At 42.7% G+C, this 1,144-nt stretch carries 1 protein-coding gene and 1 pseudogene; both read right to left on the bottom strand.

The genetic code is table 11. From position 1 onward, the window contains the following. Nucleotides 1–505, bottom strand: a 505-nt coding sequence (locus tag IQ242_RS25395; protein WP_228021224.1) for an ISAs1 family transposase, incomplete at its 3' end; no start/stop codon positions are given. Between the two features lie 145 nt (nt 506–650). Beyond that, nucleotides 651–1,144: pseudogene (locus IQ242_RS25400) on the bottom strand (IS630-like element ISMae22 family transposase); the annotation flags it as partial.

Genomic DNA, 1,144 nt, shown 5'->3' on the forward strand with positions numbered 1-1,144 from the left:
TAAAGGTAACATCGAGTACCCAATGGAGACTATTTTCAATACTCCAATGTCCGCGAATCACCTCGGCGTGTTTTTGGGCATCCGCTGCTAAACTACTGATGAAGAAGCGAATTTCTGTCGTAGTTTTATTCCATAATTGGCGGACACTGCGAACCATGACTAGGGTGGTTAGGCCAGGCCACAGACTCTGCCGATGCAGGGGCGGTAATTGGGACACCGGCACCACCCAAATTTGACGGGTTTCGAGCCGGTGATGCCCCGACTCCACCTTTTCGTGGTAGCTGTATTCAATCCCTTGCCAATCCCCGGCTATAGCTTGGTCAAACCAGCCTTCTACTTGTTGAAAGAGCTTGCCCTGATTGCCTTTGAGGGCTAAGACGTAATCTCCGCCCCCAGACTTGATTTGTTGGGCAATTTCCGTCTGGGTTCCCATGGCATCCAAAGTGACTATCGCTCCCTTGAGATTGAGCAATTGCACTTCTGAGCGGCACGGCGGTAATTTCATTGGATTTACTGTCCACTTTTTCTTGGGCTAAGACTAACCCATGTTCGCTACTCCAAGCACTTACTGTGTGCAAAGCCTTTAGTTTCTTTTCACGGTCATAGGAACCCTTGGCGGTTTTCCCATCTATGTGGATTAGTTCTATACTTTAGACGTTCATAATCTGAGATTTATTAAACTTCTGAAATCGTAGAGTCAGCAAGGAATCCAGTTCTTTTTTATGTTTCAAATGGGCATCATTCAAACATTCATAAATGGCTGAAGAAAAGTCAGAAAAGTTTTCATAATATTTACCATATAAACATTTCTTTTTGACCAATTTCCACAGCCTTTCAATTAAACTTAGATTAGGTGAATAAGACGGCAGATAGAGCAGTTCTATTGACAAAGAAAGAGCTAATTCTTCAACAATTTTACATTTTTGATAGCGGGCATTATCTAATACGAGAGTGATGGGAATCATTAGTCCTAAAGCAGCTATTTTTGACCGGAGTTCACAGACTTGAGTTGCCGTAATATAAGTGTCATTCGTAACCAGAATAACTTCATGAGTTATTGCATTTAATGCTCCTAAAACATTGAAGCGTTTACGCCCGCTCGGTGACTTAACAAAAAGTCTCTCAAAACACCAAACAAAACCGA

Origin of the sequence: Microcystis sp. LEGE 08355, assembly GCF_015207185.1 — a bacterium.
Taxonomy (GTDB): Bacteria; Cyanobacteriota; Cyanobacteriia; order Cyanobacteriales; family Microcystaceae; genus Microcystis; species Microcystis panniformis.